Source organism: Janthinobacterium agaricidamnosum (assembly GCF_003667705.1).
GTDB lineage: Bacteria > Pseudomonadota > Gammaproteobacteria > Burkholderiales > Burkholderiaceae_D > Janthinobacterium.
Genome location: NZ_CP033019.1, coordinates 6,220,280 through 6,233,757, shown reverse-complemented (window position 1 = coordinate 6,233,757; position 13,478 = coordinate 6,220,280). Strand labels below are relative to the sequence as shown.

General features: G+C 64.4%; 13 protein-coding genes. 8 read left to right on the top strand and 5 right to left on the bottom strand.

Translation table 11 applies throughout. From position 1 onward, the window contains the following. Positions 1-139 precede the first annotated feature (139 nt). The 7 genes from D9M09_RS28180 to D9M09_RS28150 all read left to right on the top strand — a co-directional run bounded on the left by D9M09_RS28180 (position 140) and on the right by D9M09_RS28150 (position 6,306). A complete protein-coding gene (locus D9M09_RS28180; protein ID WP_121670878.1) occupies positions 140-817 on the top strand; it encodes a DUF484 family protein in 678 nt (225 codons plus the stop codon). Positions 818-824: 7 nt separating this feature from the next. After that, entirely contained in the window at positions 825-1,772 is a 948-nt protein-coding gene (locus tag D9M09_RS28175) for a tyrosine recombinase XerC (RefSeq protein ID WP_099408034.1), read from the top strand. A gap of 136 nt (positions 1,773-1,908) precedes the next feature. Continuing rightward, positions 1,909-3,015: a CobW family GTP-binding protein gene (locus D9M09_RS28170; RefSeq protein WP_121670877.1), complete on the top strand. Its 1,107-nt coding sequence runs from the start codon at positions 1,909-1,911 to the stop codon at positions 3,013-3,015. Between the two features lie 481 nt (positions 3,016-3,496). Next, complete coding sequence (dksA, locus tag D9M09_RS28165; RefSeq protein ID WP_034753066.1) at positions 3,497-3,949, top strand: RNA polymerase-binding protein DksA; 453 nt, start codon at positions 3,497-3,499, stop codon at positions 3,947-3,949. A 221-nt stretch (positions 3,950-4,170) separates the two neighbouring features. Beyond that, positions 4,171-4,707 carry an ATP-dependent protease subunit HslV gene (gene hslV, locus D9M09_RS28160; protein ID WP_034753065.1) on the top strand — a complete coding sequence of 179 codons (537 nt, stop codon included), beginning with the start codon at positions 4,171-4,173 and terminating at the stop codon, positions 4,705-4,707. A 37-nt stretch (positions 4,708-4,744) separates the two neighbouring features. After that, positions 4,745-6,097, top strand: coding sequence for an ATP-dependent protease ATPase subunit HslU (hslU, locus tag D9M09_RS28155; RefSeq protein ID WP_070220905.1), 1,353 nt, complete (start codon positions 4,745-4,747; stop codon positions 6,095-6,097). A gap of 14 nt (positions 6,098-6,111) precedes the next feature. Continuing rightward, positions 6,112-6,306 carry a hypothetical protein gene (locus tag D9M09_RS28150; protein ID WP_070220858.1) on the top strand — a complete coding sequence of 65 codons (195 nt, stop codon included), beginning with the start codon at positions 6,112-6,114 and terminating at the stop codon, positions 6,304-6,306. A 68-nt stretch (positions 6,307-6,374) separates the two neighbouring features. On the opposite strand, the gene D9M09_RS28145 is transcribed toward D9M09_RS28150, so the two are convergent. Next, positions 6,375-6,989: an outer membrane protein gene (locus tag D9M09_RS28145; RefSeq protein ID WP_070220860.1), complete on the bottom strand. Its 615-nt coding sequence runs from the start codon at positions 6,987-6,989 to the stop codon at positions 6,375-6,377. A gap of 168 nt (positions 6,990-7,157) precedes the next feature. Here D9M09_RS28145 and D9M09_RS28140 point away from each other — a divergent pair, with 168 nt between their 5' ends. Next, positions 7,158-7,943: a helix-turn-helix domain-containing protein gene (locus tag D9M09_RS28140; protein ID WP_070313031.1), complete on the top strand. Its 786-nt coding sequence runs from the start codon at positions 7,158-7,160 to the stop codon at positions 7,941-7,943. Here the strand turns inward: D9M09_RS28140 and D9M09_RS28135 are convergent. The 4 genes from D9M09_RS28135 to gspE form a co-directional block, all read right to left on the bottom strand. Beyond that, on the bottom strand, positions 7,916-10,171 hold the full coding sequence (locus D9M09_RS28135; RefSeq protein WP_070220864.1) for a patatin-like phospholipase family protein: 2,256 nt from the start codon (positions 10,169-10,171) through the stop codon (positions 7,916-7,918). The two genes, D9M09_RS28140 and D9M09_RS28135, sit on opposite strands and share 28 nt — an antisense overlap. A 68-nt stretch (positions 10,172-10,239) precedes the next feature. Beyond that, positions 10,240-10,806, bottom strand: coding sequence for a type II secretion system protein N (locus tag D9M09_RS28130; RefSeq protein WP_099408037.1), 567 nt, complete (start codon positions 10,804-10,806; stop codon positions 10,240-10,242). A 16-nt stretch (positions 10,807-10,822) separates the two neighbouring features. Continuing rightward, complete coding sequence (gene gspF / locus D9M09_RS28125; RefSeq protein WP_070289485.1) at positions 10,823-12,043, bottom strand: type II secretion system inner membrane protein GspF; 1,221 nt, start codon at positions 12,041-12,043, stop codon at positions 10,823-10,825. A gap of 10 nt (positions 12,044-12,053) precedes the next feature. Further along, complete coding sequence (gspE, locus tag D9M09_RS28120; RefSeq protein WP_070220870.1) at positions 12,054-13,475, bottom strand: type II secretion system ATPase GspE; 1,422 nt, start codon at positions 13,473-13,475, stop codon at positions 12,054-12,056. Positions 13,476-13,478: the final 3 nt, after the last annotated feature.

The window sequence follows — 13,478 nt, the reverse complement described above, 5'->3', positions numbered from 1 at the left end:
GGTGACGTGACTCGCCAGACGGAGCAAGGCGGCATGGGCAACCATGCCGCTTTTTTCATGGGCGCGCGCTTTTGCTCCATATTGCGGCGCACTCTCGGTTAGAATCAAGTGTTCATCCTTCTCTCTTCTGACACTATCAATGACCGCCACACTCGATTCCAGCACCGTCGCCCAGTACCTGAGCGAGCATCCGACGTTCTTCGAAGAGCATACCGTGCTGCTCGGCGAGGTCAAGCTGAGCAGCCCGCTGACGGGACGCACCATCTCGCTGCAGGAGCGGCAGATGGAAGTGATGCGCGACAAGTACAAGGCGCTCGAGCTGCGCATGTCCAAGCTGAGCCGCCTGGCCGAGGAAAATGGCGATATCGCCAGCAAGTTCCACGGCTGGAACCAGGCCATGCTGCAAGTGCGCAACGATGCGGACATGCCGCGCGTGCTGGTCGATGCCTTGCAAAGCAATTTCGACGTGCCCTACGTCAGCCTGCGCCTGTGGCAAGTACTGCCGGAACACGCCGACGGCTGGTTCACGGAAGATGTGACGGCCGACGTGCGCATGTTCGCCAACAGCCTGCAAACGCCGTACTGCGGCAGCAACCGCGATTTCGAAGCCGTGCACTGGTTACAGGCGGACAAGATCGAATCGACCGTCATGATCGCCCTGCGCGCCCCGAACACCACGGGCACCTTCGGCTTGCTGGTGCTGGGTTCGCCCGACAGCGAACGCTTTACCTCGAGCATGGGCACGGATTTCCTCGTGCATATCGGCGCCACAGCCGGCGCCGCGCTGGCCGCGCTGCGCGCCGGCACGCCTGCCTGAATCAGCCATGCATGCGGCGCGCGGCAAGGCAGAGTGGCTCGACGCCTACCTGGCGCAGCTGGCCACGCAGCGCAAGCTGTCGCCGCATACGCTGGACGCTTACGGGCGCGACTTGCGCGCCTTGCTGGAACTGAGCGGCAATACGCCGTGGACGGCGCTGGCGCACAACGAAGTGCGCCGCTACACGGCCAAGCTGCATGCCGGCGGCCTGGACCCGCGCTCGATCGCCCGCAAGCTGTCATCGTGGCGCGGTTTTTTCAACTGGCTCAGCGGTGAAACGGCGCTCGACGCCAATCCCGTCGACGGCATCCGCGCGCCCAAGCGGGCCAAGACCTTGCCCAAAGCCCTGTCGGTGGACGACGCCGTGCGCCTCGTGGCGCCCGCGCAACACCAGCAAGGCGCTGCCGAGCCGGAGCAACTGTGCAACCGCGCCATGTTCGAGCTGCTGTATTCAAGCGGCTTGCGCGTGTCCGAACTGACCAGCCTGGACACCCATTACTGCAAGGCCGAGAACGGCCGGGAGGCCTCGCTGGGCTGGCTCGACATGGCCAGCTTCGAAGTCATCGTCACAGGCAAGGGCAACAAGATGCGCAAGGTGCCCGTCGGCAAGGCGGCCCTCGTGGCCCTGACGGCCTGGCTGGCCGTGCGCCCGCCAGCGGCCGATGGCAGCGCTGCATTGTTTCTCAGCACGCGCGGCACGCGCATCTCGCCGCGTGTACTGCAGCTGCGCCTGAAGGCGCACGCGTTGGCGACCGACATTCCCGCGAATGTGCACCCGCATGTGCTGCGCCACTCGTTCGCTTCGCATGTGCTGCAATCGTCGGGCGACTTGCGCGCCGTGCAGGAAATGCTGGGCCATTCCAGCATCACCTCGACCCAGGTCTACACGGCCCTCGATTTCCAGCACCTGGCGCACGTATACGACCAGGCGCACCCGCGCGCCAAGGTCAAGTAGGCCGCGCTCGTTGGCCAGCCTGATCCATATCAAGCGGATCGGCGCGTATTTGCAAGCTTTTGCAAAATTCCGGCATAATCGTCCGCATTCTTCCGCTTGCGCGGCGGCACCACCGATTACAGCATAGGCATCCTTCATGGCACTGATTCCAACCACCATCCTCACCGGCTTCCTGGGCGCAGGCAAAACCACCTTGCTCAACCGCATACTGCAGGAAGACCATGGCATGCGCATCGCCGTGATCGAAAACGAGTTTGGCCAGGAAAACATCGACAATGACATCCTGGTGCAGGACAGCAACGAGCACATCATCGAGATGAACAACGGCTGCATCTGCTGCACCGTGCGTGGCGACCTGATCGTGGGCTTGACGGAACTGGCGCGCAAGCGCGACGCCGGACTGCTGGCGTTCGACCGCGTCGTCATCGAAACGACGGGCCTGGCCAATCCCGGCCCCGTGGCGCAGACCTTCTTTGTCGACGAAGAAGTGGGCAGCCACTACATGCTCGACGCCATCATCACGGTGGTCGATGCGCGTCATGCGATGAAGCAACTCGATGAATACGAGGAAGCCCAGCGGCAAGTGGGCTTTGCCGACAAGCTGCTGCTGTCGAAAACCGACCTCGTCAGTGAAGACGACGTGGCCGCCCTGACGCGCCGTTTGAAACGCATCAATCCCCGCGCGCCCATCGCCAAGGTCGATTTCGGCCGCGCGCCGCTGGCCGAAGTGCTCGACATCCGCGGTTTCAACCTGAATGAAAAACTGGAGCTGGACCCGGATTTCCTGGAGACAGAGACGGCGCACGTCCACGATCACGACCATGCGCACGACCACGAGCACGCACATGAACACGGCAATGAGCACGGCCATGAGCACGCGCATGAGCACAGCGACGCCTGCGCCACCGATTGCGGTCATGCCGACCACCACCATGCGCAACACAGCGACGACATCGCCGCCTTTGTTTTCAAGAGCACGCAACCGTTCGACAGCGCCAAGCTCGACGAGTTCCTCGGCGGCCTGGTGCAAGTGTATGGCCCGCGCATGCTGCGCTACAAGGGCGTGCTGCTGATGCAGGGCGCCGAACGCAAGGTGGTCTTCCAGGGCGTGCACCAGCTGATGGGCAGCGACCTGGGCGCCAAATGGGGCGAACACGAAGTGCGTGGCAGCAAAATGGTCTTTATTGGCAAAAATCTACCAAAAGACATTTTTATTCGCGGACTCGAACAATGTTTGGTATAAACTAGCCGGGTTTTGCAAAGTATCCTTTGCAAAGCAGAAACAAAAGGGAAAGTTAAGCACGCTTTCCCGCTGCCCGACACCGATCTTGCTGGCATAAACCAACAAGTAGCCGTCCCTGATCGGCTAGTCAACAAATCGGGATGGCAATATAAGGCAAAGCGTGCCAAAATCAGCGACGAAAACGGCCCATGTCGTTAGCCTGTCATGAAATGCTGGCAAACTGCCGCTGGCCGCATGCCAGGCATGCAAGCGATCCACCCAACACGCCCGTTGTCGCGCACAGAGCGCGATTGGCATAGAGCGGTAAAAAGTTATCAACATGGCACCATGGCCGGCCGGTAGTCCTGGCTTTCGCCGGCAAGCCAAGGTCGCACGCAGTACAGCGGGACAGCAATGCCAAGCGGAACCTGTACAGTTGCTCGGTATCGCCGCATCAACTGATCAATTTGAAAACTCTGTCGTATCGAAGGTAAGCGAAGTTATGACCAAAACTAATAAATCGACCCCGGCCGCCAACCAAGACATCCCTCTCATCAGCGAAGACCAAATTCGCGCCATGAGCGAAGATGACTACATGAATCCGGCACAACTGGCATTCTTCAAGGCGCGCCTGCAGCAGCTCGAGAAAGACCTGCTGAAAAACGCCGGCGAAACCACGGAACACTTGCGTGAAACCGTGCTCGTACCGGACCCTGCCGACCGCGCCACCATCGAGGAAGAGCATGCGCTGGAACTGCGCACGCGCGACCGCGAACGCAAATTGCTGAAGAAAGTACAGCAATCGATCGCCAGCATCGATGCCGGCGACTATGGCTGGTGCGAAGAAACGGGCGAGCCTATCGGCATCCCGCGCCTGATCGCCCGTCCGACCGCCACCCTGTCGCTGGAAGCCCAGCAACGGCGCGAACTGAAGCAAAAGCTGTACGGCGACTGATCACCCCTCCCCTTGCGCGGCCGCCCAAGCGGTCCCGCGCTGGCGATAAAAAGCACACGACTCCGGTTGCGTGCTTTTTTTTCGTCCCGCGACGACTACACTGAAGCAAGCACGACAGCGGCACATGCCGCTTGCAATTGCCTTTTCCATCCCCACGTTTGAACCATGGGCGCGCAATCGCATGGCCTTGCACGCATCGGCACGAATCTTTTGAGGTCACTATGGAACAATTTCACGGCACCACCATCCTCTGCGTCCGGCGCGGCAAGCAAGTCGCCCTGGGTGGCGACGGCCAGGTAACGCTCGGCAACATCGTCATGAAGGGCACGGCCCGCAAAGTGCGTAAGTTGTATCAGGGCAAGGTCCTGGTCGGCTTTGCCGGCGGCACCGCCGACGCCTTTACCCTGCTCGACCGATTTGAAGGCAAGCTGGAAAAACACCAGGGCAATTTGCTACGCGCCTCTGTCGAACTGGCCAAGGACTGGCGCACCGACCGCGTGCTGCGCCGCCTGGAAGCGATGCTGCTGGTGGCCGACAGCGAGTCGACCCTGGTCATCACAGGCAATGGCGACGTGCTGGAACCGGAAGACGGCATCGGCGCCATCGGCTCGGGCGGCACCTACGCCCAATCCGCCGCCAAGGCGCTGCAGGAAAACACGGATTTGTCACCGGCCGACGTGGTCAAGAAATCGCTGACCATCGCCGCCGAGCTGTGCATTTATACGAATATGTCGCACATCATCGAGACGCTCGACTAAGCGTCCGCGAGCAAAGAATAGAAAGCCAACTATGATCATGAACATGACCCCGTCGGAAATCGTCACGGAACTCGACAAGCACGTGGTGGGCCAGGCCAAGGCCAAGCGCGCCGTCGCCATCGCCCTGCGCAACCGCTGGCGCCGCCAGCAGGTGGCCGAACCTCTGCGCCATGAAATCACGCCCAAGAACATCCTCATGATCGGCCCCACGGGCGTCGGCAAGACGGAAATCGCGCGCCGCCTGGCCAAGCTGGCCGAGGCGCCCTTCATCAAGATCGAAGCGACCAAATTTACGGAAGTCGGTTATGTGGGCCGCGACGTCGACACCATCATCCGCGACCTGATCGACATCGGCATCAAGCAGACGCGCGCGCTGGAAATGAAAAAAGTGCGCGCGCGCGCCGAAGATGCGGCCGAAGACCGCGTGATCGACATTCTCGTGCCGCCGGCGCGCGACTTCGGCTTCACGCCGAATACGGCAGCGGCCGTGGACACGGGCAGCGGCGACAGCACGCGCCAGACCTTCCGCAAGCGCTTGCGCCAGGGCGAGCTCGATGACAAGGAAATCGAGATCGAGCTGGCCGAGGCGGGGCCGCAGATGGAAATCATGGCGCCGCCGGGCATGGAGGAAATGACGGAGCAGATCAAGTCCATGTTCTCGGGCGTGGGCGGGCAGCGCAAGAAGGCGCGCAAGGTCAAGATCAAGGAAGCCTTGAAACTGCTGGTCGAGGAAGAAGCGGCCAAGCTGCTCAACGAAGATGAGCTGAAACAGAAGGCCATCCAGAACGTCGAGCAGAACGGCATCGTGTTTTTGGACGAAATCGACAAGATCGCCTCGCGTTCGGAATCGGGCGGCGCCGACGTCTCGCGCGCCGGCGTGCAGCGCGACCTGCTGCCGCTGGTCGAGGGCACGACCGTCAACACGAAATATGGCATGATCCGCACGGACCACATCCTGTTCATCGCCTCGGGCGCCTTCCATTTGTCGAAGCCGTCGGACCTGATTCCCGAGCTGCAGGGGCGCTTCCCCATCCGCGTGGAGCTGGAATCGCTGTCGATTGCGGACTTCGAGCGCATTTTGACGAGCACCGACGCCTGCCTGACGATGCAGTACGAAGCCTTGCTGGCGACGGAAAACCTGAAACTGCAATTCGCGCCGGAAGGCATCACGCGCCTGGCGGAAATCGCCTATTCGGTCAACGAGCGCACGGAAAACATCGGCGCGCGCCGGCTGCACACGGTGATGGAAAAACTGCTGGAAGAAGTGTCGTTTACGGCCAGCGAAGGCAGCAGCAGCACGGAAAACCTGCTGGTGATCGATGCCGCGTACGTCAACGAACGCCTGGAAGCGCTGTCGGTCAACGAGGACCTGTCGCGCTACGTGCTGTAATCAAGGAGGGACCGATGGCAAACAAGGCATTGGCGACGCGGCAGAAAATGCAGTTCCGCGTCGAACCCTCGCAAAAACCGCGCAACCCCGTCGCCACGGCCGCCCTGCAGCGCACGGCCGGGGCGCACGTAAAGACCGTGTCCGGCCAGCGCCAGCAGGAAAAACGCCTGCTGGCGAAATTGCTGTTGAAAGTCGAGACGGACAAATAGGCCGCCCGCGGACACCCTTTTCATAGGGCGTCCGCCATCAGGCCACTCTCTGCCGCAGCATCATCCCCTTAGAAACGGTAGGACGCGCCCAGCGAAAACATGTCGACCTTGGTCGTTTGCTTGCTGCTGTATTTGACCGGCACGCGGTCCCAGTCGAGGTGCAGCGACCAGTTCTGGTTCAGCGCATACGCCGCGCCGATGCCGTAAGTCAGGCCGATCTTGTCCTTCTTGTCCGAACCGCCGCCCAGATAATCGACCTTGCCCTGCGTGTACGCCGCGCCGGCGCGTCCGCTCAGGGTAAAGGCGTCGAACTGGTAGCCGAGCACGCCCTGGATGCCGAGGCCCGTGAACTTGCCGCGGCCAGCGCGCTTGCCGGCGTCCGTATCGAAGCCGGACTTGACCTCGCCGCCCATGTACCCCACCAGCTCAACCGAAGGCAGGGCCACGCCGCCCTGAAACGGCAACGCGTCGAAACTGTAACCCAGGTAGGCCTTGCCATTGCGCTTGCTGCTTTTGTCGCAATCGCTTTGTCCGGCGATGCAATCGAGGCCTGTGCTGGCGCGAAAGCCGTAGCTGGCGCCCGCATAGAAGGGACCCGGCGCCGGTTCGGCGGCGGCGGCGTGCAAGGGAGCGATGGCGGCCAGCGCCAGCAGCGCTGCGGGGAAACGGAAAGATGGGAACATGGATAACCTCTACAAGTGGATGGATTGCCTGGTTGTAGCGCGCTGCGCGAGCCACAAGCGGGAGTGTCATCGCTTTTGCCGAAAAGTACTATCACCTTGTGCAAAGTTCCATTAAGGGCTACATTCGGTACCGCCATCCGCTACCAAACTTACCAAAAAGGATATTCCGTGAGTTCACCTGAACTGGTTTTGCGCGTGCTGCGCACCCAACTGCGTGCCGCCGGCATCACGTACAAGGTATTGGCCGAACGCATCGGCATGAGCGAGTCGAGCGTCAAGCGCATGTTTGGCCAGCACGACATGTCGCTGTCGCGCCTGGCCCTGATCTGCAAGGCATCGGGCATCGCCATGGAAGACGTGCTGCGCGGCGCGGCCGACATCACGCCGCATGCCGACACGCTCACCCTGGTGCAGGAAAAGTCGCTGGTGGCGCATCCGCGTCTGCTGCTGGTGGCGATCTGCTGCCTCGGCCACTGGAGCCTGGAGCAGGTGGTGGAAACGTATGCGCTGACGCAGGCCGAATGCATCGGTTGCCTGGCCGAACTGGACCGGTTGGGCTTGATCGAACTCAAACCGCTGAACCGCTACAGCCTGCGCGTCTCGAACGCCTTCCACTGGCTGGCCGACGGCCCGGTGCAACAGTACTTCCGCGAACACGTGGTGGCCGATTATTTCAGCGGGCATTTTGACGGCGCCGGCGAGACCCTGATGTGCATCCCGGCGCGCCTGTCGCTGTCGAGCGCGCAGGAGCTGGTACAGAAGATCCGCCAGCTGGCCGAGGAACTGGCGCGCCTGCATCAGAACGACCGCCGCCTGCCGCCGCAGGAACGCGACGGCTTTACCCTGCTGCTGGGCTTTCGCTCATGGGAATTTGCCGCCTTCACGGCCCTGCGCCGCAGCTCGGCGTCCGCCGCCCCGGCGGCGCCTTACCAGACCGGTCCCAGGAACAGGTAAAGCGTGCTCTCGCCGCCCTTCGATGCGCCCGAGGCCACGTACACGGGACCGAAGCGCGTATCGACCGAGATGAAGGCGCTGCTGGCCTGCGTGAACTTGGTGGCTTTCCAGCGCTCGCTCTGATCGAAGCCGCCGCCCATTTCCAGCGAAAAGCCGGCCCGCACGGCGCCACCCAGGGTGCTGGGCAGGGAACCGATGCGGCGCGCCATCACGAAGCGCGCCAGGGCCACGCTGCGCCCCGTCACCGACTCGAACTGCGTGCCGGACAGGCGCAGGAAGCCGCCCAGGCTGAGCGGCGCCTCGCCCCGTTGCGCGCGCGCCCATTCGCCATACACATGGCCGGCCCAGTTGCCGCTGCCAAACGCCTTCAGGCCCGTGATGGCGGAGCGCCCCAGGCCCGACTCGCCCGTACCGGTGGTCGCGGAGCGCGTCCAGGTGGCGTCGAACAGCACGCCGCGCGTGGGGAAACCGGGCGAATCGAGCGTATCGACGCGGAACTGGACGAACTGGTTGGTGCCCAGCGCCCGCTCCTTGGGATAGCTCGGGTCGGCGGGGATGCTGACGTCCGCCTTGACTTCGCTGCGCGTGACGCCGAACTGCAGATCGCCCCAGAAACCGAACTGGCGCCCCAGCACCAGGCTGGCGCCCTGGCCGCTGTAAGCGACGCGCGCATTGCGCCGTCCCTTGTCGAACAGGTCGACCGCCTGGGAGGTGTACTGGAACGATGGCGCGATATACCACGGGTTGCCGGCGCCCAGCGGCTGCCAGTACTGCACCCCGAAATTGCGCGCGGTGCCGATCTGCACCATGCTGCGCAATTCGCCGCCCCAACTGTTCAAGTTCGAGCGCACATGCAGCAGCTTCAGGGCAAAGGTATTGCTGTCCCTGAAATCGCTGGCCATTTCCAGACCCACGCGCAAGCGGCTGCTGGCCCACGGCGCCTCGACCGCCTTGATGGTGACGGCGCGCTGCTCGCCCGCGTCGACCACTTCCGTCTCCACGCGCGCCACGTCGCCGCGGCCATACAACCTGGCCGCCGCCTTGAGCACATCTTCCTGGCTGACGGCCTGCCCTTCCACCAGGCCCGATTGCGCCTGCAGGATGCGCGGATTGATATCGCCTTCGCTTTCCACGGCCAGGCGCGTGAGCGGCAAGGCCACGTCCAGCAGGGCCGGCGCCGCCAGGCGCAGCTGCTCGCGCGCCGCATACTGTTCCGGCGACAGCGCCAGCGGCGCCAGGCGGGCGGCCAGTGCCTGCGCCGCCTGTTCGCCGGCGCGCATGGCGCGCGCATAGTTTTCAAAGTCGAGGAAACTGACGCCCGTCAGGTCGGGCGCCACCAGGATGTCCTGCGGCTGCAGCTCCTTGAGCGAGCGCTGCACGTTCTGCTCCGTGAGGATCTGCAGCATCTGCTGCGCCACGCCGATGGCGCTGCCCAGCTCTTTTTCCGGCGCCAGCGGCGTGCCCACGTTGACGGCAATGATGATGTCGGCGCCCATGGCGCGCGCCATGTCGACGGGCAGGTTGCGCACCAGGCCTCCGTCGACCACCAGGCGGTTGTTCACGCGCACGGGAGCAAACACGCCCGGCACGGCCAGCGAGGCGCGCATCGACAGGAACAGGGGCGTATCGACCAGCTCCACCAGCTCGCCATTGACCAGGTCCGACGCCACCGAGCGGAAAGGCAGCGGCAGCTGGCTGGCGGGACGGTCGCGCATGCCGGCCGGCAGCAGCCGGTTCAAGGCCATTTCCAGGGCCGCATTGCTGGCCGCTGCCGGCGGCGTGGAAATGCCGTTGCGGCTGGTGCCAAATTCGATGCGCGACGGCAGCAATAAATCTTCCTCCCGGCGGCGGAACGCCAGTTCGTCGCGCGGCGGCCGGTCGGCCACCACGCGCGCCCAGTTGGTCTCGCGCGCCATCTTTTCCAGGTCCGCCACGGAAGCGCCGGCCGCATACGCCCCGCCCACCACGCCGCCCATGCTGGTGCCCACCACCATGTCGATCGGCACGTGCAGCTCCTGCAGCACTTTCAATACGCCGATATGCGCGAGACCGCGCGCGCCGCCGCCCGACAGCACGAGGGCGATGCGCGGACGCGCCGGTGCCGGCGCAGAAACGGCCAGTGCGGGAGCGGAGGAAGCGGCGGCGGGAACGTCAGCGGCGGCGCCGGCTTGCGGCAAGACGCACAGCGCCGCCACGCAGCCCGCCAGGACGGCACGGATCGAGAACATGAAGACTCCTGTCGCGACGGCGGCATGGCGCCATCGGCAAAATACGATAAGAACAGCGTTAATTGGCGTTAATTCGACGGCGGCGGCGTACTGGTCGTCACCTGCGGCGGCGCCGGCATCACGGTCGCCGGACGCTGCTGTTCCATCGGCAGCGGCGGCGGCACCAGGTTCGTTGCCGGCGCGGGGGCTGGTGCCGGCGCGGGGGTGGCGGACACTGGCCCCGGCAAGGCCAGTGCCTTGTCGTCGGCCACCAGGTCGATGCGCTTGCTTACGCCGCCATCGCGCAGCAGCACGTGGCGCGCATGCACTTCCAGCACCGTCACGCCAGGCACCACCTCGGCGCCTTCCGGCAAGGCCACGGACGGCTTGCCATCGGTCGAGATGATGGCCACGCTGCCGCGGCCATTGCCGGCGGCGACCACGCCCTTGAGCTGGTAATTGCTGGCCGTGGCCACGCTGACCTGGCCGCCGAACAGCGAGGCGCCCGCCTCCACGCTGGCATCCTGCACCACCGGTACGGCCGGTGGATTGATGGGGCGCTGCGGCGCCTTGAACAGCTGCATGGCCCAGTAGGCCAGCGACACGGACAGCGCCACGACGGCGAGCAAACTTGTAAATTGAGGCAAACGCTTCATGGCTTCCTTGGTTTTCTTATCTGACGAGCTGATTGATTTCGATAATCGGCATCAGCACGGCCAGCACGATCAGCAGCACCACCACGCCCATGGCCAGGATCAGGGCCGGCTCCAGCAGGCCGGCAATGGTGAGCGTGCGGCGCTCCAGGTCCTGCTCCTGCGCGCTGGCCGCGCGTTCCAGCATGGCCGGCAGCTCGCCCGTGATTTCGCCCGCGCGTATCATGTGGATCAGCATGGGCGGAAAATGCTTTTGCGCCGACAGCGCGCGCGCCAGGCTCACGCCTTCGCGCACGGCGCCGCTGGCATCGCTCACCAGTTCCTGCATCGCCACGTTGGTCAAGGTGTCGCGGCTGGTGTCGAGCGCGCGCAGGATAGGCACGCCGGAACCCGTGGTAATGGCCAGGGTGCTGGCAAAGCGCGCCGTATTCAGGCTGCGTTCGAACTTGCCGTACAAAGGCGCCGTCAGCAGCCAGGTATGCCAGCGCCGTTTCAATGCCGGCTGCTGCAGCGCGCGGCGCCAGGCGAACCAGGCGCCGGCAAGGGCGATCGCCACGACGATGCCGTAGTTGCGCACGAAGTCCGACAGCGCCAGCATGATCACGGTCAGCATGGGCAGCTTTTGCTTGGTATTGGCGAACACGGAGACGATCTGCGGCACCACGTAGGTGAGCAGGAAAATGACGATGGAAAACGCCACCACCGTGACGATGGCCGGATAGGTAAACGCCAGCTTGACCTTCTGCACCAGCGCATTGCGCCGTTCGATATAGTCGGCCAGGCGCGAGAGCACGCGCGACAAATGGCCGATCTGCTCGCCCGACGCCACCAGCGCCCGGTAAATCTCGGCGAAATCGCGCGGATGGCGCGCCAGCACGTCGGAGAACGCGGCGCCGCCGATCACTTCCGAACGGATCGAGGCGATCAGGTCGCGCAGATACGGCCGCTCGGCCTGTTCCAGCAGCGCGGAAAAGGCCTGCTCCAGCGGCAGGCCCGCTTCGAGCAAACTGGCCAGCTGGCGCGTAAACAGGGCCAGCTCGGTGCTGGACAGGCGCTCGCCGAAGCCGCGCCGTCTGGTGACGCCGGCGGCGTCGACCTGCGCGGCGATCGGTTCGACGGCCAGCGGCACCAGGCCTTGCACGCGCAACTCGGCGCGCGCGGAACGGGGACTGTCGGCATTGAGCACGCCCTTGCGGGTGGCGCCCTGGGCGTCGACGGCTTCATAGCGGAATGCGGGCATGGTGGCGGGCCTAGTCTTTGGTCACGCGCAGCAATTCAGCCTGCGTGGTGGTGCCGTCGCGCAGCCAGCGTTCGCCATCCTCGCGCATGCTCGTCATGCCGTCCTGCAGGGCGACGGCGCGCACTTCCGCTTCCGACGCACGGTTGTGGATCTGCGCGCGGATCTGCTCCGTCGTGCGCAGCAATTCATACACGCCCACGCGGCCCTGGTAGCCCGTCTGGCCGCAATGTTCGCAGCCGACCGCCTGCCAGTACTGGCCATCGAAGGTCTTGCACGCGCCGCACAGTTTGCGCACCAGCCGCTGCGCCAGCACGCCCAAGAGAGACGACGACAGCAGGAACGGTTCGATGCCCATGTCGAGCAAGCGCGTGACCGCCGCCGACGCGTCGTTCGTGTGCAGGGTCGCCAGCACCAGGTGGCCCGTCAGCGACGCCTGCACGGCGATCTGCGCCGTTTCCAGGTCGCGGATCTCGCCGATCATGATCACGTCGGGATCCTGCCGCAAAATCGCCCGCAGCGCCTTGGCAAAGGTCATGTCGATGCGCGGATTGACTTGCGTCTGGCCCACGCCGGCCAGGTCGTACTCGATCGGGTCTTCCACCGTCAGAATATTCGTCGTCGTGGCGTTGAGCATCGACAGCGCCGCATACAAGGTCGTCGTCTTGCCCGAGCCGGTGGGACCGGTGACGAGCACGATGCCGTGCGGCTGCGTGATCAGGCCATCGAACTGCGCCAGCATGGGCGCGCTCATGCCCAGGTGCTGCAGGTCGAGGCGGCCCGCTTCCTTGTCCAGCAAGCGCAATACGGCCCGTTCGCCATGCCCCGTGGGCAGGGTCGAGACGCGCACGTCGACGGGTTTGCCGCCCACGCGCAGGGTGATGCGGCCGTCCTGCGGCAGGCGTTTTTCCGCGATGTCGAGCTGCGCCATGATCTTGATACGCGAGATCAGCGAGCCGTGGATGGCTTTGCGGGGACGCACCACGTCGCGCAGGCTGCCGTCGATGCGGAAGCGCACGACGGAGGTCTGCTCGAACGGCTCGATGTGGATATCGGACGCGCCTTCGCGCAGCGCCTGCGTGAGCAGCGCGTTGATCATGCGGATGACGGGCGCGTCGTCTGACGATTCGAGCAAGTCCTCGATGGCCGGCACGTCCTGCAGCAGCTTGGTGAGATCAAGGTCGGCGTCGAATTCATCGGCCATCTGCGACGCATCGCCGCCGCCGCCCGCGTAGGCGCCGGCAATGGCCGCATCGAGCTCGCCGCGCGGCAGCACCGTCAATTGAATCTGGCCGAAACGGCGCGACACTTCGGCAATGGCCGCCGGCGCCGTCGATGCGGCCACCAGTACCTCGACGGGGGCGCCGTCCTGCGCGCCGGGCCGCGCCAGCAAGCCGAAATCGCGCGCGTAGGCGTAGGGAAGCAGATTGCTCATGAC

Coding starts and splice junctions, on each gene's coding strand:
- D9M09_RS28180 (WP_121670878.1), top strand. CDS start 140: ATGACCGCCACACTCGATTCCAGCACCGTCGCCCAGTACCTGAGCGAG.
- D9M09_RS28175 (WP_099408034.1), top strand. CDS start 825: ATGCATGCGGCGCGCGGCAAGGCAGAGTGGCTCGACGCCTACCTGGCG.
- D9M09_RS28170 (WP_121670877.1), top strand. CDS start 1,909: ATGGCACTGATTCCAACCACCATCCTCACCGGCTTCCTGGGCGCAGGC.
- dksA (WP_034753066.1), top strand. CDS start 3,497: ATGACCAAAACTAATAAATCGACCCCGGCCGCCAACCAAGACATCCCT.
- hslV (WP_034753065.1), top strand. CDS start 4,171: ATGGAACAATTTCACGGCACCACCATCCTCTGCGTCCGGCGCGGCAAG.
- hslU (WP_070220905.1), top strand. CDS start 4,745: ATGAACATGACCCCGTCGGAAATCGTCACGGAACTCGACAAGCACGTG.
- D9M09_RS28150 (WP_070220858.1), top strand. CDS start 6,112: ATGGCAAACAAGGCATTGGCGACGCGGCAGAAAATGCAGTTCCGCGTC.
- D9M09_RS28145 (WP_070220860.1), bottom strand. CDS start 6,989: ATGTTCCCATCTTTCCGTTTCCCCGCAGCGCTGCTGGCGCTGGCCGCC.
- D9M09_RS28135 (WP_070220864.1), bottom strand. CDS start 10,171: ATGTTCTCGATCCGTGCCGTCCTGGCGGGCTGCGTGGCGGCGCTGTGC.
- D9M09_RS28130 (WP_099408037.1), bottom strand. CDS start 10,806: ATGAAGCGTTTGCCTCAATTTACAAGTTTGCTCGCCGTCGTGGCGCTG.
- gspF (WP_070289485.1), bottom strand. CDS start 12,043: ATGCCCGCATTCCGCTATGAAGCCGTCGACGCCCAGGGCGCCACCCGC.
- gspE (WP_070220870.1), bottom strand. CDS start 13,475: ATGAGCAATCTGCTTCCCTACGCCTACGCGCGCGATTTCGGCTTGCTG.